The following is a 23,170-nucleotide window of genomic DNA, read 5'->3' as shown; positions in this document are numbered from 1 at the left end:
ATGGCGATCGGCGACATCGTCCTGGGGGCCAACCAGTACGGCAAGGCGGAGTGCCGCCTCGTGCGCGTCGACCGTGACAGCCCGGTCCACCGCATCACCGACCTCACCGTGACCGCCCAGCTGCGCGGCGACTTCACCGCCTGCCACACCGACGGCGACAACAGCCAGGTGGTCGCCACGGACACGCAGAAGAACACGCTCTACGCCTTCGCCCGCGAGCACGGCGTGCGCACGCCCGAGCACTTCCTCATGACGTACGGCGCGCACTTCGTCGAGGGGTTCGACTGGGTGAGCGGCGGGCGCTGGGAGGCCGAGACGTCCACCTGGGACCGCATCAGCGTCGACGGCGCGCCGCACGACCACTCGTTCGTGCGGCGCGGGCAGGAGACCCGCACCACGGTCGTGCAGAAGGACGGCGACGCCACCTGGATCGTGTCGGGGCTCAAGGACTGCGTGGTGCTGAAGTCGACGGGCTCGGAGTTCCACGGGTTCCCCCGCGACCGCTACACGACGCTCGCGGAGGTCGACGACCGCGTCATGGCCACGTCGGTGACCGCGTGGTGGCGCTACGCCCCGCAGACCCAGGCCGAGCTCGAGGAGCTCGACTTCGACGCCCTCCACGACGGCATCCGCGCGGAGCTGCTCGCCGCGTTCGCCGACCTCCACTCGTTGGCCCTGCAGCAGACCCTCTTCGCCATGGGACGCCGGGTGCTGGAGCGGTACGGCGTGGTGGCCGAGGTGCGCCTGTCGTGCCCGAACAAGCATCACTTCCTCGTCGACCTCGAGCCGTTCGGCCTCGACAACCCGGGCGAGGTGTTCTACGCGGCCGACCGCCCGTACGGGCTCATCCAGGCCACCATCACCCGGGAGGGGCAGGCCGAGGTGCCGCAGGCGTGGGCCACCGTGCCCGCGTTCGCCTGATGCGGGTCGACGCCGTCCGCGGCCGGCGGGTGCTCGTCGGGGACGCCTTCGTGCCCGCCACCGTCGTCGTCCAGCGGGGACGGATCGCCGCCGTCGAGGCCTACGAGCACGAGGCGGAGGGCGTGGTCGTGCAGGCCGCCGACACGGCGTACGTCGTACCCGGGGTCGTCGACACCCACGTGCACGTCAACGAGCCGGGACGCACCGAGTGGGAGGGCTTCGCGTCCGCGACGCGGGCCGCGGCGCTCGGCGGCGCGACGACGCTCGTCGACATGCCCCTGAACTCCCTGCCGCCGACCACGACGGTGGAGCACTTGCGCGTCAAGCGGGCCGTCGCGCGCGACCAGCTCATGGTCGACGTGGGGTTCTGGGGCGGCGCGGTGCCCGGCAACGTCGGCGACCTCGAGCCGCTGTGGGACGCCGGGGTGCTGGGGTTCAAGTGCTTCCTCGCGCCGAGCGGCGTCGACGAGTTCCCGCCGCTGGACCCCGCCCAGTTCCTGCTCGCGCTGCGGGAGGTGGCCCGCTTCGACGGGTTGATGATCGTGCACGCGGAAGACGCAGGTGTGCTGGCCGCGGCGCCGCAGGAGGCGGGCGGCTCCTACCGCGCGTTCGTGCGTTCGCGGCCCCACGAGGCGGAGACCGCGGCGATCCGGCAGGTGATCGACGGCGCCCGCGAGACCGGCGCCCGGGTGCACGTGCTGCACCTGTCGAGCGCGCGGGCGCTGGGGATGATCGCCGACGCCCGCGCCGAGGGGCTGCGGCTGACCGTCGAGACGTGCCCGCACTACCTGGTCTTCGACGCCGAGCGGGTGCCGCACGGGGCGGCGCAGTTCAAGTGCTGCCCCCCGATCCGCGACGCCGGCAACCGCGAGGAGCTGTGGGCCGCGCTGCGCGCCGGGATCATCGACTGCGTCGTCTCCGACCACTCCCCCGCCACCGCGGAGGAGAAGGGCCGCGGCGACGGCGACCTCCAGCAGGCGTGGGGCGGGGTGTCGGGGCTGCAGGTCGGGCTCGCGGTGATGGCCGCCGAGGCCCGCCGGCGCGGCATCGGGCTCGCCGAGGTCAGCCGGTGGATGTCGCGCCACACCGCCGACCTCGTCGGCTTCGGCCACAAGGGCCGCATCGCCGTGGGCGCCGACGCCGACCTCGCCGTCTACGACACCGGCGTCGACTTCCGCGTCGAGGCCGCGCAGCTGGCCCACCGCAACCCCATCTCGGCGTACGACGGCATCCGGTACGGCGGCCGCGTCGTCCGCACCGTCGTGCGCGGCAACGCCGTCGACGTCGACCGCCCCGACCACACCTGGGGGCGGATGCTGGAGCGGGTGCGCTAGGTCCCTACAGCGCGGCCTCGAGGCCGGCCAGCACCTGCTGCTTGGTCGGCGCGCCCGCGGCGCGGGTGACCTCGCGACCGGCGGCGTCGAGCACGAGGGTCGTCGGGGTACGACGGACGTCCAGGTCCCGCACCAGCTGCAGGTGGTGCTCCGCGTCGACCTCGACGTGGGCCACGCCCGGCACCACCGCGGCGACCTCGCCGAGCACGCGCCGCGTGGCCCGGCACGGGGCGCAGAAGGCGGAGGAGAACTGCAGCAGCGTGGCGCGCTCGCCGGGCTCCCCCGGTACGCCGGCAGCCGCCGCCCGCGCCCACGCGCCGGGCTCGGCCGCCTCGACCGGCTCGGTGTCCGGCGCCGCGGTTCCGGCCGCGGGGGCAGCCGCGGCGGGCTCCGGCGTACCGGCAGCGGCGTCAGGAGCGGCGCCGCGCCGCGCACCCCGGAAGGCGCCGTCGGTGCGCAGGCGCCACAGGCCGAGGCCGCCGGCGAGCACGACGGCGGCGAGCAGGATCCACAGACCGGTCACGGACGGGCCAACGCCTCCGCGGCGCCCCCCATTCCGCCGCCCGAGTGCGCAGGTCCGGTCGCCGAGGCCCCACCCGACTGAACCTGCGCACTCCCGCCGCCCCGAAACAACCCGTTCGCGCGCCGAAACACCCGGGAAACGACCGTTTCATAGCGTCCTCGCCATGCCCGTCGCCCCACCGGTCGCCCCGGTCCACCCACCCGCGCGCCTGCTGATGGGCCCCGGCCCGATCAGTGCCGACCCCCGCGTGCTGCGGGCGATGGGGGCGCCGCTCGTGGGCCAGTACGACCCGGCGATGACCGGCTACATGAACGAGACCATGGCGCTCTACCGCGAGGTGTTCCGCACGACGAACGAGCAGACGCTGCTCGTCGACGGCACCTCGCGGGCCGGCATCGAGGCGGCGCTGGTCAGCCTGCTGGAGCCCGGCGACCGGGTGCTCGTTCCGGTGTTCGGTCGCTTCGGGCACCTCCTCGTGGAGATCGCCGAGCGCTGCGGCGCCGAGGTCCACACGCTCGCGACCGACTGGGGCACGGTGTTCGCCCCCGAGCAGGTCGAGGACGCCGTCCGCGCCGTCCGCCCGAAGCTCGTCGCCGTCGTCCACGGCGACACCGCGACGACGATGGCCCAGCCGCTCGCCCACCTCGGCGAGATCTGCCGGCGCCACGACGCGCTCCTCTACGTCGACGCCACGGCCACCCTCGGCGGCAACGCCTTCGCCACCGACGACTGGGGCGTCGACGTCGCGTCGGCCGGGCTGCAGAAGTGCCTCGGCGGGCCCTCGGGCAGCGCCCCGATCACGCTCTCGCCGCGCGCCGTCGCGGTCGTCGACGGGCGCCGCCACGTCGAGGCCGGCATCCGCGAGGAGGCCGACGTGGCGCGCGAGGCGGGCACCCGCATCGCGTCCAACTACCTCGACCTGGCACAGATCATGGACTACTGGGGCCCCCGCCGCCTCAACCACCACACCGAGGCCACGACGATGCTCTACGGCGCCCGCGAGTGCGCCCGCATCCTCGTCGAGGAGGGCGTCGACGCGGCCGTCGAGCGCCACCGCCTCCACGGCGACGCCATGCTGGCGGGCGTGACGGGCCTCGGCCTCGCCGTCTTCGGCGACGTCGCCCACAAGATGCACAACGTCGTCGCCGTCCACATCCCCGACGGTGTGCCCGGCGACGCGGCCCGCGCGGCGATGCTCACCGACTTCGGCATCGAGATCGGCACCTCCTTCGGCCCCCTCCACGGCAGGGTCTGGCGCATCGGCACGATGGGCTACAACGCCCGCCGCGACGCCGTGCTCACCACCCTCGCCGCCCTCGAGCAGGTCCTGCGCGGGTACGGCGTGCCGCTGACGGGCGGCGGCGGGGTCGCCGCGGCCCGCGAGGTGTACGACGGAGCCGCCGCGACCGCCGGGGCCGCAGCATGACCACCACCGGCCCCACCACCGACCCCACGACCGATTCCACCACCGCCGCCGGCGTGCTCGCCCGCTGCGCCGAGCTCGACGCGTTCTCCGCCGCGCCCGACCGGCTCGAGCGCCTCCACCTGACGCCCGAGCACGCGGCGGCCAACGCGCTGGTGCGCACCTGGATGACGGAGGCCGGCCTGACGACGTGGCAGGACGCGGCGGGCAACCTCTGCGGCCGGCGTGAGGGCCGCGAGCCCGGTCTCCCGGCGCTGCTCCTCGGCTCCCACCTCGACACGGTGCCGGACGCCGGCAGCTTCGACGGCATGCTCGGCGTCGTGCTGGCGGTGGCCGTCGCCCAGCGCCTCGGCGACCGGGTCGCGGACCTCCCCTTCGCGCTCGAGCTGGTCGCGTTCTCCGACGAGGAGGGCGCCCGCTTCGGCACGGCCCTGCTCGGCAGCCAGGCCCTCGCCGGCACGTGGGACGACGCCTGGTGGGACCTCGCCGACCGCGACGGCACCACGCTCGCGCAGGCCTACCGCGCCTTCGGGCTCGACCCCGCGCGCAACCACGAGGCCGCCCGGACACCCGGCAGCCTCGTCGGCTACCTCGAGGCCCACATCGAGCAGGGGCCCTACCTCGAGGCCGCCGACGCCTCGCTCGGGGTCGTCACCACCATCGCCGGCGCCCGGCGCTTCGCCCTGACCGTCCACGGCGAGGCCCGCCACGCGGGGGGCACGCCGTACGAGCGGCGGCGCGACGCCCTCGTGGGCGCCAGCGAGGCCGTCACCGCGGTCGAGCGCCTCGCCCGCGAGCTCGGCGTCATCGCCACCGTCGGGCAGATCGAGGTGCAGCCGGGCGCCGTCAACGTCATCCCCGGCCGCGCCGACCTCAGCCTCGACCTGCGGGCGCCGCGCGACGCCGACCGCGACCACGCGTGGGAGGTGCTGCACGCCGCCATCGCCGCCGCCTGCACGGCGCGCGGCCTGACGCTGGAGGTGAGCGAGACCCACCGCGCGCCCGCCGCCCCGTGCGCCGGGTGGCTCCAGCAGGCCGTCGTCGACGGCATCCGCGCGACCGGTGACGCCGACCCGATGGCCCTGTGGAGCCGCGCGGGCCACGACGCCATGGCGGTCGTCGCCGTCGCCGACATCGGCATGCTGTTCGTGCGCTGCCACGACGGCATCAGCCACCACCCGGGCGAGGACGTCCGCGAGGTCGACGTGGCCCGCGCCGCCGACGCGCTCGAGGCCGCGGTGCTCGCCGCGGCCGCGGCGTACGAGGCCGGTGGCACCGCCGCCGTGCCCGCCCCTGCGACGGGACCGGTGCGGTGACGACGGTGCGGATCGACGAGCGCATCGCCACGCACCGCGCCACCCTGTCGCCGCAGGAGCGCCGCGCCGCCGACACACTGCTGCAGCACCTCGACGACCTCGCGACCTACCGCGCCGCCGAGCTCGCCGACCTGGCCGGCGTCTCGAAGGCCACGATGAGCCGGCTGTTCCGCAGCCTGGGGTACGCCGACTTCGACGAGGTCCGCGACCACCTCCGGGCCCAGCGCGTGGCGGGCGAGCCGCGCCAGCTCAGCGCACCCGCGAGCCTGCCGGCGCACGCCCGGGCCGAGGCGGCGACGATCGCGACCGTCGTCGGCCAGCCCGGCGTCGTACCGGCCGTCGCGGCCCTCGCCTCGGCCCGGCGCGTGCACGTCGTCGGGTGGCGCGGCAGCCACGCGGTCGCGCTCCACCTGCGCCAGCAGCTCGCCCAGGCCCGTCCCGACGTGCGCCTCGCGCCCCTGCCCGGCCAGGTCATGGGCGAGGAGCTGGCCGACGTGGACGCCGGGGACGCGGTGCTCCTCGTCGGGTTCCGCCGCCGTCCCGTGGGGTTCAGCGCCTTCCTCGCCGACGCGGTCGCGACCGGCGCCGACGTCGTGCTGCTCGCCGACCCGACCGCCGCCGACCACCGCCGCCACCTCGGGCCGCGCGGCACCTGGCTGGGGTGCCCCATCGCCACCGAGCTCGCCTTCGACTCCTACGCGGCCGCGATGAGCATGGCCGCCGTGCTGGCCGACGGCGTCCTCGCCGCGCGCGGCGCCGCCGGGCGGGAGCGCGTCACCACGATCAGCAACGCCTACCTGCGCCTGAGGGAGATCGAGTGATGGACCTCGCCGAGCTGACGGGCGTGCGCGTCGCCCGCACCACCGACGACCTCGTGCTCCGCCCCGGTGAGGCGTGGCTGGGGGGCGGGTCGTGGCTCTACTCCACCCCGCAGCCCCACCTCACCGGCCTCGTCGACCTGACCGGCATGGGCTGGGCGCCGACGGCCCGCGACGACGACGGGGCGCTGCGGATCGCCGGCACCTGCACGGTCGCCGAGCTCGTCGCCGCCGCGGCGACGTGGCCCGCCGCCGACCCGGCCACCGCGAGCGCCGCCGCCCTCGTGCGCCGCTGCGCGGACGCCTTCCTCATGTCGTCGAAGGTCTGGAGCGTCGCCACCGTCGGCGGCAACCTCTGCCTCGGCCTCCCCGCGGGCGCGATGATCACGCTGACCGCGGCCCTCGACGGCGTCGCCGACCTGTGGTCGCCGGACCGGGGGGCGCGCGCCGTACCCGTCGTCGACCTCGTCACCGGCCCCGGCCGCACCGACCGCGCCGGCGACGAGCTGCTGCGGGGCGTCGACGTGCCCGCCGCGGCCCTCACCGCTCGCTACGCCTCCCGCCAGCTCGCCCTCACCCCCGTCGGCCGCTCCTCCGCGCTCGTCGTCGGCCGCCTCGACGCCGACGGCGCCTGCACGCTGGTGGTCACCGCCGCGACCACCCGTCCCCTGCGCCTCCGCTTCCCCGCCCTGCCCGGCGCGGCCGAGGTCACCGACGCGCTCGCCGGGGTCACGACCTGGTACGACGACCCTCACGGCCCCGCGGACTGGCGGGCCGGGATCACCCCCGTCCTCGCCGCGGAGGTGCTGGCCGAGCTGGCCGTCACCACCAGCAGCGAGGAGGTGGCCGCGTGATCGAGGTCAACGGCACCGCGGTCGACGCGTCCGGCGCCCACCCCGGCCAGTGCCTGCGCACGTTCCTGCGCGAGACCGGCCACCTCGAGGTGAAGAAGGGCTGCGACGCGGGCGACTGCGGCGCGTGCACCGTGCTCGTCGACGGTGCGGCCACCCACTCCTGCGTGCTCCCGCTGCACCGGGCCGAGGGCCGCGCCGTCACCACCGTCGCCGGCCTCGGGGCGCCCGACGACCTGCACCCGGTGCAGCGCAACTTCGCCCGCGCGGCGGGCTTCCAGTGCGGCTTCTGCACGGCGGGGTACGTCGTGACCGCGGCCGCCCTCGCCGACGAGCGCGGCGTCGTGCCCGGGGCCGACGACCCCGCCCGCGCCGAGGAGGTGGCGCGGACGTTCAAGGGCAACCTGTGCCGCTGCACCGGCTACCGCTCCATCCGCGACGCCCTCGCCGGGCGGTGCAACGTCGAGGAGCCGGACGGCGCGCCGGGCGGGCCGGGCCCGGCCCCGACCGCCGCCCTCGGCCGCTCCGTCGGCGCCCCGGCCGCGCGCCGCGTCGTCACGGGCCGCGAGCCGTTCACCCTCGACCTGCCCGAGGCCGGCGTGCTGCACGTCGCCCTCGTGCAGAGCCCCCACGCCCACGCGCGCGTCGTGGCCGTCGACGCGCGGGCCGCCGAGGCGCTGCCGGGGGTGCGGCTCGTGCTGACCCACCGCGACGTCCCCGGCGTGCTCTTCTCGACCGCGCGGCACCAGAGCCGCCTCGACGACCCCGACGACACCCGCGTGCTCGACGACGTGGTGCGGTTCGTTGGCCAGCGCGTCGTCGCGGTCGTCGCCGACTCCCCCCGTACGGCGGCCGCCGCCGCCCGCCTCGTGGAGGTCACCTACGCGCCCCTGCCGGCGGTGCTCGACCCCGAGGAGGCCCGGGCCCCGGGGGCGCCGCTGGTCCACGGCGACAAGGGGCCGGAGAGCCGCATCGCCGACCCGGGCCGCAACACGGTCGCGCGCAGCCACGGCGAGGTGGGCGACGTGGCCGCCGGTCTCGCCGCCGCCGCCCACCGGGTGAGCGGCACGTGGCGCACCGCGCGGGTCACCCACGCCGCGCTGGAGACCCACGGAGCGCGCGCCTGGGTCGAGCCCGACGGCACCCTCGTCGTCCGCACCAGCACCCAGGTGCCGTTCCTCGTGCGCGACGAGCTGGCGCGCATCCTCGACCGTGACCCCGCCACGGTGCGCGTCGTCGCGGCCCGCGTCGGCGGCGGCTTCGGCGGCAAGCAGGAGATGATCGTCGAGGACCTCGTCGCCGTCGCCGCGCTGCGGCTCGCCGAGCGCGGCGAGACCGCGCCGGTGCAGCTCGAGCTCACCCGCGAGCAGCAGTTCACGATGGTCCCGCTGCGCCACCCCATGCGCGTCGAGGTCGAGCTGGGCGCGGACGCCGACGGCGTGCTCACCGCGCTGCGCGTCGACGTGCTGTCCGACACCGGTGCCTACGGCAACCACGGGCCGGGCGTCATGTTCCACGGCTGCCACGAGTCGGTCGCGCTCTACCGCTGCGCGAACAAGCGGGTCGACGCCGAGGCCGTCTACACCCACAACGTGCCGTCGGGCGCCTTCCGCGGCTACGGGCTGGGCCAGGTGGTGCTCGGCATCGAGTCGGCGATGGACGAGCTGGCCCGCGAGGTGGGCATCAGCCCGTTCGAGGTCCGGCGGCGCAACGCCGTCGTGCCGGGCGACGACTTCGTCGTCAACGGCCCGCCCGACGCCGACCTCGTCTTCGGCAGCTACGGGCTCGACCAGTGCCTCGACCTCGTCGAGACCGCCCTGTCCGAGACCCGCGGGAGTGCCGCCGTACCCGGCGAGGGCTGGCTGCTCGGCGAGGGGGTCGCCGCGGCCATGATCGCGACCATCCCCCCGCGCGGGCACCACAGCGAGGCGGCGGTGACCGTCGCGCCCGACGGGTCGGTCACCGTCGACGTGGGCACCGCGGAGTTCGGCAACGGCACCGCCACCGTCCACACCCAGCTCGTCGCCGACGCCCTCGGCGTGCCCGTCGGGCGCGTGACGCTGCGCACCTCCGACACGGCGACGTCGGGCTACGACACCGGCGCCTACGGCTCGACGGGCTCCGTCGTCGCGGGCGCCGCCGTCGCCCGCGCGGCCGCCGACCTGCGGGCGCGCCTCGACGCCGTCGGCGGCCCGGGGGTGCTGGAGTCGCCCGTCACGGCCCGCGCGTCCCACACCGGATCGCCGCGCTCGGTCGCGTTCAACGTGCACGGCTTCCGGGTCGCGGTCGACCCGCGCACCGGCGAGGTGCGGGTGCTCGACTCCGTGCAGGGCGTCGACGCCGCCGTCGTGCTCAACCCCGAACAGCTGCGCGGGCAGGTCGAGGGCGGCGTCGCGCAGGCCGTCGGCGGCGCGCTGCACGAGGAGGTGATGACCCGGGACGGGGCCGTCACCACCGCCGCCTTCCGCGACTACCGGGTGCCGCAGATGGCCGACGTGCCGCCCACCCGCGTGCTGTTCGCCGACACCGTCGACACCCTCGGCCCGGCCGGCGCGAAGTCGATGAGCGAGGCGCCCTACAACCCCGTCGCCGCCGCGATGGCCAACGCCGTGCGCGACGCCCTCGGCGTCCGCCCCCACGAGGTGCCGATGAGCCGCGACCGGGTGTGGCGCCTCGCGCAGCAGCGGCCCGCCGCACCCCCGGCCACCCCGGCCACCCCGGCCACCCCGGCCACCCCGGCCACCCCGACCACCCCGAGCGAGGACCCCCGATGAGCGCACCCCACCCCGCAGCCCCCGCAGCGCCCGCAGCCGGCCCGACGGCCACCGACGCCACCTGGCTGGCCCGCGCCGTCGCGCTCGCGGTGGAGAACGTCGCCGACGGCGGTGGGCCCTTCGGCGCCGTCGTCGTGCGCGACGGGGAGGTCGTCGCGACCGGCCAGAACCGCGTCACGCCGACCCTGGACCCGACGGCGCACGCCGAGGTGCAGGCCATCCGCGCCGCATGCCGCGCCCTCGGCGACTTCTCCCTGGCCGGCTGCGAGCTGTTCAGCTCGTGCGAGCCGTGCCCGATGTGCGTGGCCGCGTCGCTGTGGGCGCGGGTGGACCGGGTGGTGTACGCCGCGGACCGCGACGACGCCGCGCACGGGGGCTTCGACGACCGCGCGTTCTACGACCTGCTGGCCGCGCCCCGCGAGCAGTGGGCCATGCCCGTGGTGCAGGTGCGCCCGGACGATGCCGCCGCGCCGTTCGACGCCTGGCTCGCCAAGGTCGACCGCACCCGCTACTGAGGACTGAAACGAACGTAACAGCGGTGAAACGCCGCCAACGTCGCGGCGTTACCCGCCCTTCCTAGCCTCCTCGCGTACTCGGGGCCCCGCACCGACAGGTGCCGCCAACACCCCTGATCGAGGAGAGACCATGAAGCTGTCCCTGCGCCACCGACGGTTCGCCCGCTGCGCCGCCGTCGCCAGCGCCACCGCGCTCGTCCTGTCCGCCTGCGGAGGCGGCTCGGAGGAGTCCGACGCCGCCGACGGCGACTTCGGCGACGTCACCCTGCAGCTCTCGTGGGTCAAGAACGCCGAGTTCGCCGGCGAGTTCTTCGCCGACACCAACGGGCACTACGCCGACGCCGGCTTCGGGGACGTGACCATGAACCCCGGCCCCGGCGCCATCGAGACCCTCGTGGCCTCGGGCGAGGCGGAGTTCGGCCTCAGCAACGCGATCGCCACGGCCCAGCTCGTCGCCGAGGAGGACGCCCCGATCAAGATCGTCGGCACCAAGTTCCAGAAGAACCCGTTCACCATCCTGTCGATGGCCGACGGCGGCAACATCGCGACGCCGCAGGACCTCGTGGGCAAGCGCATCGGTGTGCAGGCCGGCGGCAACGAGACGCTCTTCGACGCCCTGCTCGAGGTCAACGGCATCGACCCGGCCGACGTCACCAAGGTGCCGGTGGAGTACGACCCCTCCCCGCTCGTGGACGGCGAGGTCGACGGCTTCCTCGCCTACCTGACCAACGAGTCCATCACCGTGCAGATGGACGGCCACGAGGTCACCAACCTGCCCTTCGCCGACAACGGCCTGCCGTTCGTGGGCGAGTCGCTCATCGCCAACGAGCGCACCATCGAGGAGGACCCCGAGATGGTGAAGGCGTTCCTCGAGGCCGAGATCCGCGGCTGGCAGGACGCGCTCGCCGACCCCGACGAGGCCGCCCGCCTCGCCGTGGAGGAGTACGGCGCCGACCTCGACCTGTCGATGGACAAGGAGCTGGAGCAGGCCCGCGTCCAGACCGGTCTCATCGTCACCCCCGACGTCGTCAGCAACGGCCTGTTCACCATCAGCGACGCGCTCATCGAGGAGAACCTGGCCACCCTGGCCGCCGCCGACATCGACGTGAGCGCCGAGGACGTCTTCGACCTCTCCCTGCTCACCGAGCTGCTCGAGGAGAAGCCCGAGCTGGCCGAGCTGCCCGAGGGCGTCGAGGTCCCGACGTCCTGACCCCGCGCGTGCCGCCGCCCCCCGCGGGGCGGCGGCACGCCCGCGTCCGCACCGCCCGCCCCCGCAGCACCCGAGGGAGTCCCCCGTGAGCACGACACCGACCGCCGCCGCGGTCGTCCCGCCCCGGACGCCGTCCGGCACCCCCGCCTCCACCGGCACGGGGGTCAGGATCGAGAACCTGACCAAGACGTTCCGGATGGGCCGGCGCAGCGTGACCGCGCTCGACGACGCCACGCTGTCGACCGACAAGGGCAGCTTCCTCTCGCTGCTCGGGCCCTCGGGCTGCGGCAAGTCGACCATCCTGCGGATCCTCGCCGGGCTCGAGAAGCCCACCTCGGGCACCGCGCTCGTGGAGGGCCGCACCCCGCTGGAGCTGCGCCGCGACCACGAGCTGGGGATCGCGTTCCAGGACTCCGCGCTCCTGCCGTGGCGCTCGGTGGTCGCCAACATCCGGCTGCCGTTCGAGGTGTCCGGCCAGAAGCCCGACGAGGCCCTCATCGCCGAGCTCGTCGAGCTCGTGGGCCTCACCGGGTTCGAGAAGGCCAAGCCCGCCCAGCTCTCGGGCGGCATGCGCCAGCGGGTCTCGATCGCCCGGTCGCTGGTGGTGAAACCGTCGGTGCTGCTGCTCGACGAGCCCTTCGGAGCGCTCGACGACATGACGCGCCAACGCCTCAACGTCGAGCTGCTCCGCATCTGGACCGAGAAGCCGGCGACCACGCTCATGGTCACCCACGGCATCTCCGAGGCCATCTTCCTGTCCGACCAGGTCGCGGTGATGAGCCCGCGGCCGGGCCGGGTGAAGGCCGTCATCGACGTCGACCTGCCGCGGCCCCGCCTGCCCGAGATGATGCGCACGCCCGAGTTCCACGCCCTCCACGACCAGGCCAGCGAGCTGCTCTTCGGCTCGCACGGCACGGACTGAGGGCCGCCCCGTGCGCGCTCCCGGACGTGCCCGCTCCCTGCTCGTCGGTGCCGCCGGCGTCGTCGTGGTCGTGCTGCTGTGGTGGCTGCTGGCCCTCACCCTGCTCGCCGACGCCCGGGTGCCCACCCCCGGCGGCGTCGTCGCCTCGGTGCTGGACGACGGCTGGGCCTACTACGGTCCCAACTTCTCGATGACCGTGGAGGAGGCCCTCGTCGGCTTCGTCTACGGCAACGTCGCGGCCATCGCCCTGGCCTCGTTCGTGCTGCTCGTGCCCCAGCTGGAGAGCGTGATCATGCAGCTGGCCGTCATCAGCTACTGCATCCCCATCGTCGCCATCGCGCCGGTGCTCTACATCGTCATCGGCATCCCGGAGGACGGCGCCCCCTCGGGCACCGCGGTCGCCCTCGCCACCTTGTCGGTCTTCTTCACGACCGTGGTCGGCACCGTGCTGGGGCTGCGCTCCGCCGAGCGCACCAGCCTCGACGTCGTGAGCGTGTACGGCGGCGGCCGGTGGGCCCAGCTCCGCAAGGTGCAGCTGGTCTCCGCCCTCCCGTCCATCCTCAACGCCCTGCAGATCGCCGCTCCCGCCGCCTTCCTGGGCGCGATCCTCGGGGAGTACGCCGGCGGGCTGCGCCCCGGCGTCGCCCGCGTGCTCGTCACGGCCCAGCAGAACCTCGACGTCGAGCGGGCCTGGGCCACCGGGCTGCTGTGTGCCCTCGTCGCCGGCCTGGGCTACGCCGCGTTCGGGCTGCTCGGCCGCGTCGTCAGCCCGTGGTCGAAGGGGGTCGCGGCATGAGCGCCACCCTCACCCCGCCGCACGCCGACACGGGACCGGAGCAGCAGCCGGTGCGCAGCCGCACGGGCCTCGCCGTGCTGCGGTCCGTGGGCCGCACCCTGGTCACGATGACGTTCGTCCTCGCCGTCGTCGTCGGGCTGTGGGTCGCCGGGCTCGCGCTGTGGGACGTCGACGACTTCGTCGGCAAGGGCCCCGCCGACGTGTGGGCCCACCTCGTGACGGACCCCGACGCGGCTGAGAACCGCGACGGCATGCTGGGTCTGCTCCTGGTGACGCTGGAGGACGCGGCCACCGGCTTCGTCGTCGGCCTCGTCGCCGCGGTCGTCCTCGCCCTGCTCATCGTGCGCTTCCGCGCGGTCGAGAGCGCCGTCATGCCGGTCGCGATGGTGCTGCGCTCCGTGCCCCTCGTCGCACTGGCGCCCATCATCATCCTGCTGGCCGGGCGCGGGTTCCTCACCGTCGCCTTCATCAGCGGCGTCGTCGTCCTCTTCCCCGCGCTCGTGACCGTCGTGTTCGGCCTCCGCTCGGTCTCACCCCAGCTGCGCGACGTGGTGACCGTGTACGGCGGGAGCGAGGGCACCGTCCTGCGCCGGGCCGCCCTGCCGGCGGCGCTGCCGTCGCTCTTCGCGGCGATCCGCATCTCCGTGCCCGGCGCGATCACCGGCGCCCTGCTGGCGGAGTGGCTGGCCACCGGCCAGGGCATGGGCTCGGCCATCGTGTCGGCCTCTCGCAACGGCCGGATCAACGAGACCTGGTCGCTCGTCGTCATCGTGACGGTGGCGTCGCTCGTGCTCTACCTCGTCGCCCAGCTCGTCGAGTCGGTCGTGCTCGCCCGCTACGGCGACGACGCGGGGCGGGGCCGATGAGCACCTTCGCCCACTCCACCCCGACCCCCGCCGACCCGGCGATCGACGCGCTGGTGGCGGCGCTGCCGAAGGTCAGCCTGCACTGCCACCTCCTCGGCACCGTGGCGCCCGGCACCGTCGTCGACCTCGCCCGCAAGCACGGCGTCGACCTGGGCCGCAGCGCCGACGAGCTCTACGACCACGGCAGCTACGAGGACCTCGGCGAGTTCCTGCGCGTCCTCGACGTCGTCGGCTCGCTCGTGCGCGACGCCGACGACCTGCACCGCATCACCTACGAGTCGCTCACGCAGGGCGGCGCCGACCACCACGTGCTGCACCGCGAGATCCAGCTGAGCCCGCCCGGCCACCCGGACGTGCCGTACGGCCGCCTCCTCGACGGCGTGCTCGCCGGCGCCCGCGACGCCCAGACCGACACGGGCATCTCGTTCGGCCTGGTCATCGGCATCAACCGCGAGCGCAGCGGGGCGGACGCCGTCGAGCTCGTCGAGCAGGTCGTCGCCGACCGGCGCGACGAGGTGCTCGGCATCGGCCTCGACTACGCCGAGGTCAACGGCCCGCCCGGGCGCTTCGTCGAGGCCTACCGCCTCGCCGGGCGCCACGGCCTGCGTCGTACCGCGCACAGCGAGTCCGGCCCGCCCGCCCACGTCCTCACCCTGCTCGACGAGCTCGGCTGCTCCCGGGTCGACCACGGCTACCACGTGGTCGACGACCCGGCGATCACCGCGCGCTGCGTCGAGGAGCGGGTGCCGTTCAACTGCACGCCGGTCAGCTCCGACATCGGGCGGTACTCCGGCTCCGGCGACGGCACCCACCACCGCATCCGCGAGATGGTCGACGCGGGGCTGCTCGTCACCATCGACTCCGACGACCCGCCCATGTTCGGCACCGACCCCACCCACGACTTCCGCGTGCTCGCCCACGCGCTGGGGTACGGCGCGCCCGAGCTCGCCGCGTTCACGAGGAACGCCGTCGAGGCCTGCTGGCTCGACGAGAGCGACAAGGCCGACCTCGCCCGGCGCGTCGACGAGCTCTGCGCCCCGCTGCTCGCGGACCCGCCCGACCCCGCCTGACCCCGCCCGCTCCGCCGTACCCCAGGAGGACCCCATGACCAGCGAGACCACCACCGAGGCCGTGCGCGGCGGCGCCCGCGTCGGCCCCGACGGCTTCCGCGTGCCGACCGTCGACATCAGCGCCTACGTGGGCGACGGGGACGCCGCCGCCCGCGCCGCCGCGGCCGCCGCGTTCGACGAGGCGGCGCGCACCGTCGGCTTCGTGCAGGTCGTCGGCCACGGCGTGCCCGACGACGTGCTCCGCGGATTCGCGGACGGGCTCGACGCGTTCTTCGGGATGCCGCTGGAGGCCAAGAAGACCTACCGCACCCCGCCCGAGGTGAACCGGGGCTACAGCCCGCCCAAGACGGAGTCGCTCAGCCTGAGCCTCGGCGTCGCCCCGTCGAACCGCATGCACGACTTCTTCGAGGCCTTCAACGTGGGCCTCGCGGTCTCCGACTTCCCCGGCCTCGACCTGCCCCTGGCCGACTACCCGGAGAACGTGTGGCCCGACGAGACCCTCGGGGCGGAGGGCTTCCGGGCAGCCGTGTCGGCGTACTTCGACGAGGCCGGCCGCGTCGCGCGCACCCTGACGACGCTGTTCGCGGACGCGCTCGGCCTGGAGCCCGGCTACTTCGACGCCTTCACCGGTCACTCCGTCGACGTGCTGCGGATGAACAACTACGCGCTCGAGCCGGGCGCCGTCGAGCTCGACGGCGACCTCACGGGCATGGGCGCCCACACCGACTACGGCATCGTCACCGTGCTGTGGGCCGACCAGGTCGCCGGCCTGCAGGTGCTCGGTGCGGACGGGTCGTGGAACGACGTCCAGCCGGCCGACGGCGCGCTGCTCATCAACCTCGGCGACCTCATGGCGCGCTGGACGAACGACCACTGGATGTCGACCGTGCACCGCGTCAAGCCGCCGATCGTCGACGGCACGATCCGGCGTCGGCGCAGCGCGGCGTACTTCCACGACGGTGACATCGACGCCGTCATCGCCACCCTGCCCACCTGCCGCGACGCGGACGGCGCCTCGGCCTACGAGCCCGTCACCGTCGCCGAGCACCTGCGCGCCAAGCTGGCCGGCTCCCGCGCCGGCGTCGCGAACGCGGCGGCCGCGCGGGAGGCCGCGCGCGTGCTGGCGGCCGGCGAGGCCTGAGCCCGACGCGGGCGCCTGGGCGTGGCGGGGCTCCGGCGAACGGTCGGTGGGCCCCGCCATGCTGTCGCCCATGGACGTGCTCGACGTGGTGACGGCGCTGGCCCTGCTCGCGGTCGGCGTGGCGGCGGGGTGGTACGTCGGGGTGCTCTGGTCCCGGGGCCGCCCGGCCGAGCGCGCCGCGGCGGTCGACGCCCTGCGCCTCGCCGAGGGCATCGACCGGCTCGGCGACCAGCTCGCCGACCTCCACCACGACCGAGCCGTGTGGCAGGGCGAGCTGACCGCCCAGGTCGCCGCGATGCGGGACCAGACGGGCGAGCTGCGCCGCGAGACCCACGCGCTCGCGACCGCCCTGCGGCGCCCGACCGTGCGCGGGCGCTGGGGCGAGCTGCACCTGCGCCGCGCCGTCGAGCTGGCCGGCATGGTCGACCGCTGCGACTTCTCCGAGCAGGTGCGCCTCGCCGACGGCGCGCTGCGGCCCGACGTCGTGGTGCACCTCGCGGGCGGGCGCTCGCTGGTGGTCGACGCCAAGGTGCCGCTCGACGCGTTCCTCGACGCCGCCGAGCTCGACGGCGGCGACGCCGAGCAGGCGGAGCGCCAGCGGGCCCACCTGGCCCGCCACGCCCGGCAGGTGCGCAGCCACGTCGACGCCCTCGGCGCGAAGCGCTACTGGGCGGCGCTGCCCGACTCCCCCGAGCTCGTCGTGCTGTTCGTGCCGGGCGACGCGTTCCTGGCCGCCGCGCTCGAGGCCGACCCCGGCCTGCTCGAGCACGCGGCCGCGGCCCAGGTCGTGCTGGCGACGCCGACCACCCTCATCGCGCTGCTGCGCACGGTCGCCCACGGGTGGCGCCAGGAGGGGCTGGCCGAGCGGGCGGAGGAGATCCAGCGCACCGGCCGCGAGCTCCACCAGCGGCTGCGCACGTGGGCGGAGCACCTCGACGCCCTCGGCCGGTCGCTCGGGGCAGCGACGCGGCACTACAACAGCGCCGTCGGGTCGCTGGAGAGCCGGGTGCTGGTCTCGGCGCGCCGGCTCGCCGAGCTCGGGGTCACCGACGAGGAGCTGCCCGGTCCCCGCGCGGTGGGCGACCTCCCCCGTCGTACGACGGTCGCCGACCCCCACGACGGGCGGCCCGAGGGGGACGTGCTCGGCGACGCGGGCCTCGAGGCGGTCGTCGACCCCGTGCGGCCGGACGCGGTGCGCCCGGACCCCGGCGCGTCGGCGCACGGCGCCTGACAGCGCGCCTTAGGGTCGTGGGCGTGAGCCTGCTCGCGGCCACCCGTCCGACGACGGGACACGTCCCCGGTCGTCGCGTCGTGCTGCTGGGCGTCGTGGCCGTGCTGGGCGTCCTGGGCCTGGACCTGCTGCTGGGCCCGACCGTCGGCCTCTTCTTCGACCTGTGCTTCATCGTGCTGTGCCTGGGTCTGGCGGTGCTGGTGGACCGCGCGGACGTCTTCGTGGTCGGCGTGCTGCCGCCCCTGCTGCTGCTCGGCGCGTTCACGATCGTGGCGGTGCTCGCCCCGGGCGCCCTGGCCCGACCGGAGGACGGTGCCGTGCAGGCGCTCGTGTCGGGCGTCCTGCACCACGCGGTGGGGCTCGGCGTGGGCTACGCCCTGTGCCTGGTGACGCTCGCCGCCCGCATGACGGGCGACTGAGCACCTACTCCTCGAAGCGCGCGGCGTCGCCGGCGCCGTGGCGGAGCACCTCGGGGGCGTCCTCCGACCAGTCGACGACCGTGGTGGGCACGGCCGGGGTCTCGCCGGCCTCGATGACGATGTCGACCGCGTGGTCGAGGTCCTCCTTGACCTCCCAGCCGATCGTGCGCGGCTCGGTCTCGCCGGGGAGGATCAGGCTGCTCGTGAGCATGGGCTCGCCCAGGCCGGCCAGGAGGGCGGCGACGACCGGGTGGTCGGGGATGCGGACACCCACCGTCTTCTTCTTCGGGTGCATGAGCTGACGCGGGACCTCGCGGGTCGCGGGCAGGATGAAGGTGTAGGGCCCCGGCAGCGCCGCCTTCACGGAGCGGAACGCGTGGTTGGAGACCTGCACGAAGTGCCCGAGCTGCGAGAAGTCGGAGCACATGAGCGTGAAGTGGTGCTTCTCGTCGAGGTCGCGGATCCGCAGGATCCGGTCCTTGCCGTCGCGGTTGCCGAGCTGGCAGCCCAGTGCGTAGCCGGAGTCGGTCGGGTAGGCGATGAGGGCGTCGTCGCGCAACGCCTCGACGACCTGCGCGACGAGGCGCGGCTGGGGGTCGACGGGGTGGAGGTCGAGGTAGCGGGCCACCGGCTCAGACCCGCCCGGCGGCCTTGAGGTCGCGGCGCAGCTCGGGCGGCAGCGCGAAGATCAGCGACTCCTCGGCCGTCTGCACGGCGCGCGCGTCGGGGTAGCCGCGCTCGGCGAGGAAGGCCAGCACGCCCTCCACCAGGTCCTCCGGCACGGAGGCGCCCGAGGTGACGCTGACGGTCTCGACGCCGTCGAGCCAGGCCTCCTCGATCTCGCTCGCGTCGTCGACGCGGTACGACGCCTTCGCCCCCGCCTCGAGGGCGACCTCCACGAGCCGCACGGAGTTCGACGAGTTGCCCGAACCGACCACGATCACGAGGTCGGCGCCGGCGCCGATCTCCTTCACCGCCACCTGGCGGTTCTGCGTGGCGTAGCAGATGTCGTCGCTCGGCGGGTCCTCCAGCTGCGGGAACTTCTCGCGCAGCCGGCGCACCGTCTCCATGGTCTCGTCGACGCTCAGCGTCGTCTGCGAGAGCCACGACAGCCGCGTGCCCTCGGGGAACTCGAGGCCGTCGACGTCGTCCGGGCTCTCGACCAGCGTGATGTGGTCGGGCGCCTCGCCGGCCGTGCCCTCGACCTCCTCGTGGCCCGCGTGGCCGATGAGGAGGATGCGGTAGCCCTCCCGCGCGAAGCGGATGGCCTCGTGGTGCACCTTCGTGACGAGCGGGCAGGTCGCGTCGATGGTCTTCAGCGAGCGCTCGGCGGCCTCGGCGTGCACCATCGGCGAGACGCCGTGGGCGGAGAAGACGACGGTGGCCCCCTCGGGGATCTCCTCGATCTCCTCGACGAAGACGGCGCCGCGCTCCTCGAGCGTGCGCACCACGTGCTTGTTGTGGACGATCTGCTTGCGCACGTAGACGGGCGCGCCGTAGAGGTCGAGCGCCTTCTCGACCGTGATGACGGCGCGGTCGACGCCGGCGCAGTAGCCGCGGGGCGCCGCCAGCAGCACGGCCCTCTCGGCGTCGTCGCGCGGCAGGAGTCGCGGCGTACCCAGGTCGGTGCTCATGGGTCCCGAGTCTAGGCGAGCGGGGCACGCGGCCGAAGTCCTGCGGTACGGCGGCGCGCGCCGGCGTCGGCGGGCTCCCCTAGGCTCACCGCCGTGGCCCTCGAGACCTCCCCCGAGCAGCCGGCGCCGGTGCGGCAGATCGCCAACGCGGTCGCCGGCTGGATCGACCGGCTCGGGCCCGTGTGGGTCGAGGGCCAGGTCGCGCAGGTCAGCCGCCGCCCCGGGGTCAGCACCGTCTTCATGACGCTGCGCGACGGGGTGGCCGACCTGTCGGTGACGCTCACCTGCTCGCGCACCCTCTTCGACGGGCTCAACCCGCCGCTGGTCGAGGGCGCGAGCGTGGTGGTGCACGCGAAGCCGTCGTACTACCCGAACCGGGGCACCTTCTCGCTGTACGCGCGGGAGATCCGCATGGTCGGCCTCGGCGAGCTGCTCGCCCGGCTCGAGCGGCGCCGGCAGCTGCTCGCCGCGGAGGGCCTGTTCGCCTCCGACCTGAAGCGGCCGTTGCCGTTCCTGCCCGGCGTGGTCGGGCTCGTCACGGCGCCGGGCTCGGCCGCGGAGCGCGACGTGCTCGAGGTCGCCCGACGGCGCTGGCCGGCGGTGCGGTTCCGCGTGGTGCACGCCGCCATGCAGGGTCAGCGCTGCGCGCCGGAGGTCATCGAGGCCGTCGAGCGGCTCGACCGCGACCCCGAGGTCGACGTCGTGGTCGTCGCCCGGGGCGGCGGCTCGGTGGAGGACCTGCTGCCCTTCTCCGACGAGGGCCTGGTGCGGGCCGTCCACGCGGTGCGCACGCCGGTGGTCTCCGCGATCGGGCACGAGCCCGACTCGCCGCTGCTCGACCTCGTCGCCGACTGGCGCGCGGCCACCCCGACCGACGCGGCGAAGCGCATCGTGCCCGACGTGACCGAGGAGCGGCGCGGCGTCGCGCACGCCCGCGACCGGGCCCGCCGGGTGCTGGAGCACTTCCTGGCCCGCGAGCAGGCGGGGCTCGACGCCCTGCGCTCGCGCCCGGCCATGGCCGACCCGCGGCACCTGCTCGCCGTACGGGGGGACGAGGTCGCAGCCCTGCGCGACCGCGCCCGGCGCACCCTGCGCCACCGCCTCGACCGGGCGGCCGACGACGTCGAGCACCGCCGGGCCCGCGCCGAGTCGCTGTCGCCGCTGGCGACGCTGCGGCGGGGGTACGCCGTGCTGCAGAGCGCCGACGGCGCGGTCGTCACCGCGCTCGACCAGGTGGGCGTCGGCGAGCCGGTGACGGTGCGGATCGCCGACGGCCGCGTCCACGCCACCCCCACCCGGCTCGAGCGGGTCGAGGCCGACCCGGCCCCCGCCCCCGCCCCTGACTCCGACTCCGACTTCGACCCCGACATCGAGGAGACCGATGGCTGAGAAGCAGGCCACCACCGAGGAGGCCCTCTCCTACGAGCAGGCGCGCGACGAGCTGGTCGAGGTGGTGCGCCGGCTCGAGAGCGGCGGCACGACGCTCGAGGAGTCGCTGGCGCTGTGGGAGCGCGCCGAACTGCTGGCCCGCTCGTGCCAGACCTGGCTCGACGGGGCCCGCGAACGGCTCGACGCCGCCGTCGGCGAGGACGACGACGCCGAGCAGTAGCCGCGGCAGGTACAGCCGGGCGGTACGACGAGCCGCTCAGCCCTCGCCGGGGCGCCAACCCCCGTCGGTGTTGGCGTCGGTGACGAGGAACGGGTCGAACGGCGGCCAGGCGCCGCCCGGGAGCCCCTCGATGCCGAGCCCGCTGGTGATGTCGGCCCACGAGCCGGCGTACGTCACGTTGAGCTCGATGAAGTAGTTCACGAAGTCCGTGACGATCGTGTTGATGTTGGTGACGATCTCGGTGATGAGGTTGATCGTCGGCGCGACCCAGGCTCCGGTCGCCTTGTCGAGGCTGGCGAAGCCCCCGGCCGCGTTGACGATGCCGGCCTGCAGGTCCACCAGGTTGCTGATCTGGTTGGCCCACTCGGTGAGCAGCCGGGCCGATCCCTCCTCGAGCAGCGACGCCGCCTCGCCCAGCACGGTGCCGACGGCCTTCGCCGCCTGGTCCTGCTGCTCGGCGATGGTGACGTAGGCGTTGAACCCGCGTCCCTCCCAGTAGTTGCCGACCGCGGTGTTGGTCGACGCCACGGTGGTGCTGACCTGGCCGATCTCCGTCACCGCGGACCGGTAGTCGGCGGCCAGGCCGGCCATCCGCGGCGGGTCGCCGAGGATCTTCTGGGTGGCCGTCCGAATCTCCTCGACCGCCACCTCCCACCGCTCGCTGATCTGGTCGCAGGCGCCGTCGTAGATCTCCTGGATCGCCCGACCGAGGAGCCAGCCGGCGATGCCACCGGGGAGTCCGCCGCCGGCGAAGCCGATGACGGTCCCGACCCACTCGGCGTTCTCGGTCAGCCAGGTGGCGACGTCCTCGAACATCTGACCGATGGCGGCGGCGACGTCCTCGATGCCCTGGTCGATCTCGGAGAGGAACGTCTCCGGGCTCATCGTCGTCATGCCGGCACCCCGAAGTTGTCCGCTGCGCTCGTGTCGGTGCCCGCGTAGTCGTTGGCCGTCTCGACGAGGCCGTCGGCCAGGAGCCCGGCCGCCGTGGCGCCCGTCTCGAGGGCGGTCACCATGGCCGCGTTGAAGGCCGCGTGCTTGCCGCTCGCGGTGTAGAGGGCGTCCGCGATGCCGAAGAGGCCGGTGAGGTCGAAGTCGGCACTGACGTTCTCGCCGGCCGTCCTCAGCTTGCTGCGGATGTCGTCCCAGCGCGCGGCCGCGTCGACGAGCCGCTGGGCCTCGACGCTGAACCCCCCGCCCGGCGCCACCGGGTCCCCGTGTCCCATCACCACTCCCCTCTCGTGTAGGCGGAGGCGAAGGCCTCCTTCAGTGCGTAGCGCACGTCGTCGGCGGACGCCGACGACAGCCAGGCCGCGTCGGCCTCCAAGCTGCTGAAACCCGCCGGGAAGTGCGCGACGACGTCGAGCTCGCGGTCGCGCGAGGTCCCCCGGAGCGGCGCCGGGCGGCGGTCGCCGATGCCCGGGCCGGCGAGGTCCTCGGGCGACAGCGCCGGCGGGGACGGGAGGGGGACCCGGGGGGCCGGCCGCACGCGGACCGCGCCCCGTCCCTCCACGAGGGCGAGCGCCGCCTCCTTCTCCTCCGGGGTGGCCGGGTCGTGGGCGCTGGCCTCGAGGGTCCGGCGCAGCGTCGCGACCTGGTAGGCCTCGTTGACCGCCGACGCCAGGGCCGCCGGCTCGCGCAGCCCGGTGACGTCGCCGACCCGCACCTCGTCGACCCAGCCGCTCGCGTCCACCACGAGCGTCACCGCACCGTCGAGGCTGCTGCCCTCCACCGGCGCGTGCTCGGCGTACCCCCTCCGACCGTGCCGTCGCAGCTGGTCCAGCCGCGCTCGTACCG

General features: G+C 75.0%; 24 protein-coding genes. 18 read left to right on the top strand and 6 right to left on the bottom strand.

Annotated features, from left to right (window positions below):
- Complete coding sequence (pucL, locus tag INN71_RS02215; RefSeq protein WP_301799373.1) at nt 1-921, top strand: factor-independent urate hydroxylase; 921 nt, start codon at nt 1-3, stop codon at nt 919-921.
- Complete coding sequence (gene allB, locus INN71_RS02210) at nt 921-2,255, top strand: allantoinase AllB (RefSeq protein ID WP_301799372.1); 1,335 nt, start codon at nt 921-923, stop codon at nt 2,253-2,255. Before pucL ends, allB begins: the two co-directional genes overlap by 1 nt.
- 4 nt (nt 2,256-2,259) lie before the next feature.
- Here allB and INN71_RS02205 read toward each other — a convergent pair whose 3' ends face one another.
- The gene (locus INN71_RS02205) at nt 2,260-2,778 is read right to left on the bottom strand and encodes a thioredoxin family protein (protein WP_301799370.1); all 519 of its coding nucleotides are present in this window, start codon (nt 2,776-2,778) and stop codon (nt 2,260-2,262) included.
- Nucleotides 2,779-2,941: 163 nt separating this feature from the next.
- Here INN71_RS02205 and INN71_RS02200 point away from each other — a divergent pair, with 163 nt between their 5' ends.
- The 14 genes from INN71_RS02200 (at nt 2,942) to INN71_RS02135 (ending at nt 18,130) form a co-directional block, all read left to right on the top strand.
- Nucleotides 2,942-4,204, top strand: coding sequence for an alanine--glyoxylate aminotransferase family protein (locus tag INN71_RS02200; protein WP_301799369.1), 1,263 nt, complete (start codon nt 2,942-2,944; stop codon nt 4,202-4,204).
- Nucleotides 4,201-5,517, top strand: coding sequence for an allantoate amidohydrolase (locus INN71_RS02195; RefSeq protein WP_301799367.1), 1,317 nt, complete (start codon nt 4,201-4,203; stop codon nt 5,515-5,517). Before INN71_RS02200 ends, INN71_RS02195 begins: the two co-directional genes overlap by 4 nt.
- Entirely contained in the window at nt 5,514-6,338 is an 825-nt protein-coding gene (locus tag INN71_RS02190) for a MurR/RpiR family transcriptional regulator (protein WP_277501639.1), read from the top strand. Before INN71_RS02195 ends, INN71_RS02190 begins: the two co-directional genes overlap by 4 nt.
- Nucleotides 6,338-7,189: an FAD binding domain-containing protein gene (locus tag INN71_RS02185; protein ID WP_277501638.1), complete on the top strand. Its 852-nt coding sequence runs from the start codon at nt 6,338-6,340 to the stop codon at nt 7,187-7,189. The genes INN71_RS02190 and INN71_RS02185 overlap by 1 nt, the downstream gene beginning before the upstream one ends.
- The gene (locus tag INN71_RS02180; protein ID WP_301799363.1) at nt 7,186-9,960 is read left to right on the top strand and encodes a molybdopterin cofactor-binding domain-containing protein; all 2,775 of its coding nucleotides are present in this window, start codon (nt 7,186-7,188) and stop codon (nt 9,958-9,960) included. The genes INN71_RS02185 and INN71_RS02180 overlap by 4 nt, the downstream gene beginning before the upstream one ends.
- Nucleotides 9,957-10,475: a nucleoside deaminase gene (locus tag INN71_RS02175; protein ID WP_277501247.1), complete on the top strand. Its 519-nt coding sequence runs from the start codon at nt 9,957-9,959 to the stop codon at nt 10,473-10,475. The genes INN71_RS02180 and INN71_RS02175 overlap by 4 nt, the downstream gene beginning before the upstream one ends.
- Nucleotides 10,476-10,605: 130 nt before the next feature.
- Entirely contained in the window at nt 10,606-11,685 is a 1,080-nt protein-coding gene (locus INN71_RS02170) for an ABC transporter substrate-binding protein (RefSeq protein ID WP_277501246.1), read from the top strand.
- Nucleotides 11,686-11,770: 85 nt separating this feature from the next.
- A complete protein-coding gene (locus tag INN71_RS02165) occupies nt 11,771-12,607 on the top strand; it encodes an ABC transporter ATP-binding protein (RefSeq protein ID WP_277501245.1) in 837 nt (278 codons plus the stop codon).
- Between the two features lie 10 nt (nt 12,608-12,617).
- Nucleotides 12,618-13,403 (top strand): ABC transporter permease, encoded by a 786-nt coding sequence (locus INN71_RS02160; RefSeq protein WP_277501244.1) that lies wholly within the window; start codon nt 12,618-12,620, stop codon nt 13,401-13,403.
- Nucleotides 13,400-14,269: an ABC transporter permease gene (locus tag INN71_RS02155; protein ID WP_277501243.1), complete on the top strand. Its 870-nt coding sequence runs from the start codon at nt 13,400-13,402 to the stop codon at nt 14,267-14,269. Before INN71_RS02160 ends, INN71_RS02155 begins: the two co-directional genes overlap by 4 nt.
- On the top strand, nt 14,266-15,339 hold the full coding sequence (locus tag INN71_RS02150) for an adenosine deaminase family protein (RefSeq protein WP_277501242.1): 1,074 nt from the start codon (nt 14,266-14,268) through the stop codon (nt 15,337-15,339). The genes INN71_RS02155 and INN71_RS02150 overlap by 4 nt, the downstream gene beginning before the upstream one ends.
- Nucleotides 15,340-15,373: 34 nt before the next feature.
- Nucleotides 15,374-16,480: an isopenicillin N synthase family oxygenase gene (locus INN71_RS02145; RefSeq protein WP_277501241.1), complete on the top strand. Its 1,107-nt coding sequence runs from the start codon at nt 15,374-15,376 to the stop codon at nt 16,478-16,480.
- A gap of 70 nt (nt 16,481-16,550) precedes the next feature.
- Complete coding sequence (locus tag INN71_RS02140; RefSeq protein WP_277501240.1) at nt 16,551-17,711, top strand: DNA recombination protein RmuC; 1,161 nt, start codon at nt 16,551-16,553, stop codon at nt 17,709-17,711.
- A gap of 23 nt (nt 17,712-17,734) precedes the next feature.
- Nucleotides 17,735-18,130, top strand: a complete 396-nt coding sequence (locus tag INN71_RS02135) for a DUF6542 domain-containing protein (protein WP_277501238.1) — start codon at nt 17,735-17,737, stop codon at nt 18,128-18,130.
- Between the two features lie 4 nt (nt 18,131-18,134).
- Here INN71_RS02135 and INN71_RS02130 read toward each other — a convergent pair whose 3' ends face one another.
- Both INN71_RS02130 and INN71_RS02125 read right to left on the bottom strand, forming a co-directional pair.
- Complete coding sequence (locus tag INN71_RS02130; protein WP_277501236.1) at nt 18,135-18,758, bottom strand: L-threonylcarbamoyladenylate synthase; 624 nt, start codon at nt 18,756-18,758, stop codon at nt 18,135-18,137.
- A gap of 4 nt (nt 18,759-18,762) precedes the next feature.
- Nucleotides 18,763-19,764 carry a 4-hydroxy-3-methylbut-2-enyl diphosphate reductase gene (locus INN71_RS02125; protein WP_277501235.1) on the bottom strand — a complete coding sequence of 334 codons (1,002 nt, stop codon included), beginning with the start codon at nt 19,762-19,764 and terminating at the stop codon, nt 18,763-18,765.
- Nucleotides 19,765-19,857: 93 nt separating this feature from the next.
- Here INN71_RS02125 and xseA point away from each other — a divergent pair, with 93 nt between their 5' ends.
- Entirely contained in the window at nt 19,858-21,153 is a 1,296-nt protein-coding gene (gene xseA / locus INN71_RS02120; protein WP_301799358.1) for an exodeoxyribonuclease VII large subunit, read from the top strand.
- On the top strand, nt 21,146-21,373 hold the full coding sequence (locus INN71_RS02115) for an exodeoxyribonuclease VII small subunit (RefSeq protein ID WP_301799356.1): 228 nt from the start codon (nt 21,146-21,148) through the stop codon (nt 21,371-21,373). The genes xseA and INN71_RS02115 overlap by 8 nt, the downstream gene beginning before the upstream one ends.
- Nucleotides 21,374-21,409: 36 nt before the next feature.
- On the opposite strand, the gene INN71_RS02110 is transcribed toward INN71_RS02115, so the two are convergent.
- Genes INN71_RS02110 through INN71_RS02100 form a run of 3 tightly spaced genes read right to left on the bottom strand, consistent with a single transcriptional unit; the run spans nt 21,410 to nt 23,105 of the window.
- Nucleotides 21,410-22,267: a WXG100 family type VII secretion target gene (locus INN71_RS02110; RefSeq protein ID WP_277501232.1), complete on the bottom strand. Its 858-nt coding sequence runs from the start codon at nt 22,265-22,267 to the stop codon at nt 21,410-21,412.
- On the bottom strand, nt 22,264-22,599 hold the full coding sequence (locus INN71_RS02105; protein ID WP_277501231.1) for a hypothetical protein: 336 nt from the start codon (nt 22,597-22,599) through the stop codon (nt 22,264-22,266). The genes INN71_RS02110 and INN71_RS02105 overlap by 4 nt, the downstream gene beginning before the upstream one ends.
- Nucleotides 22,599-23,105 carry a YbaB/EbfC family nucleoid-associated protein gene (locus tag INN71_RS02100; RefSeq protein WP_301799351.1) on the bottom strand — a complete coding sequence of 169 codons (507 nt, stop codon included), beginning with the start codon at nt 23,103-23,105 and terminating at the stop codon, nt 22,599-22,601. The genes INN71_RS02105 and INN71_RS02100 overlap by 1 nt, the downstream gene beginning before the upstream one ends.
- Nucleotides 23,106-23,170: the final 65 nt, after the last annotated feature.

Source organism: Nocardioides sp. ChNu-153 (genome assembly GCF_030466625.1).
GTDB lineage: Bacteria > Actinomycetota > Actinomycetes > Propionibacteriales > Nocardioidaceae > Nocardioides.
Note: the sequence above shows the minus strand (reverse complement) of the source record. Positions and strands in the feature narration are given on the sequence as shown.